The organism is Streptomyces phytophilus (genome assembly GCF_013870535.1).
GTDB classification, from domain to species: Bacteria; Actinomycetota; Actinomycetes; order Streptomycetales; family Streptomycetaceae; genus Streptomyces; species Streptomyces phytophilus.
Window position 1 is genome coordinate 1 of record NZ_JACBXC010001389.1, and the last position, 1,512, is coordinate 1,512.

General features: G+C 74.6%; 1 protein-coding gene and 1 pseudogene. Both read left to right on the top strand.

Going from position 1 to position 1,512, the window contains the following annotated elements; genetic code table 11:
• Window positions 1–375: L,D-transpeptidase family protein (locus H5J30_RS32640; protein ID WP_374101053.1), on the top strand; the 375-nt coding region annotated here is incomplete at its 5' end.
• 80 nt (window positions 376–455) lie between these two features.
• A pseudogene (locus H5J30_RS32645) lies at window positions 456–1,512 on the top strand (hypothetical protein); the annotation flags it as partial.

Here is a 1,512-nt window from a genome sequence, read left to right on the forward strand (position 1 = left end):
CGCACCCCGGCCGGCGTCTACGGCCTCACCGACGCCGGCGGCCTCGACCCCGATCCGGGCACGAAGCTCCCGTACGACCACGGCCCCGCCTTCACCGCCACCGGCCGCGGCTACGAGGGCGAACCCCTCGCCGGCTCCTTCGACCACGTCGTGGCGATCAACTACAACCGCAAGCCCGGCACCACCCCGCTCGACTGGACCCGCCCCCTGGGCGACGGCCGCGGCGGCGGCATCTGGGTCCACGTCGACCACGGCGGCCCGACGAGTGGCTGCGTGTCGCTGGCCAAGCCCCACATGCGTACGCTTCTGCGGACCCTGGATCCGCGGAGGCGCCCGGTGACGGTGATGGGCCCGCGGGCCTGGCTCGCGCGCTGACCCCGGCGCGATTGTCGGACCCGGCCGCTATCGTGTGGTGACGGAGAGTGAGTTGGCCGGGGAAGGGCAGGGGGCGCGCTGTGGGGTGGGTCATCGGGGCCGTCGGGACGCTGGCCGTCGCTGCGCTGGTGGCGGTGGTGTCGTCGGAGGCGACGGACGGCTGGAGGAAGCTGAAGGCGCGGTTCTCCGGGCGCGGGGAGCCGAGTGCGAGGGAAGGCGATCCACTGCCCGCGGGGGCGGCGCATTTCGTCAACCGTGTGGAGGAACAGGCGGTGGCTGCCGCCGCCTTGCTGTCCCCGGCTTCGCCGGCCGGGGCACCGGCGCCCGGAGCGCCGACCCGCGGACCCTCGGCGCCCGTTCCGGTGCTCGCGGTCAGCGCGCTGTCCGGCATGGGGAAGACCGCGTTCGAAGCCCACTTCGCGCGGGCGAACAAGGCGCGGTTCGACGGCAGTCCGCTGTACGTGGACTTCGGGGCGCTTCCCGGGGGTTCGCAGTCCGCCCGGCTGTCGGCGGCGGTCGGTGAAGCCCTGCGGCAGCTCGATGTGGGTCCCGGCCACCTGCCCGACTCGCTCGCCGGACTGACCACGCTGTACCGGCAGAAGTCCGAGCGGCGCCGGCTGCTCGTGGTCCTCGACGAGGTCACCGAGGCAGCGCAGGTCCGCGCGCTCCTCCCGAGCCACCCGGGCAGCGCGGTGCTGGCGGCAGGCCCGTCGCGGATCGGCGAGCTGACGCTCGACGGAGCGCAACTGATGGCGCTGGAGCCGCTGGCCGCCGAGCACGGTCTGCAACTGCTGACGCACCTCGCCGGGGACGGTGGCCGGATCGGGGACGAGCCCGAGGCGGCCGGGCGGTTGGTGGAGTACTGCGCGGGAATGCCGGTGGCGTTAGGCATCGTCGGGGCCAGGCTCGCCATGGAGCCGCGGCTGACGCTGCGGGCGCTGGTGGCGGAGCTGTCGGACGAGGAGCGGCGGCTGGAGGGCCTGTCGATCCCCGGGGAGGAGCTGGGCGTGTCCGCGGTGATCGAGATGGCGTACGGGAAGCTGCCCGCGGATGTCGCCCGGCTGTACGGGCGGCTCGGGCTGCTCCCCTGGGCGCGGTTCGACGACGACGTCGCGGCGGCCGTCGGCGATCTGCGGA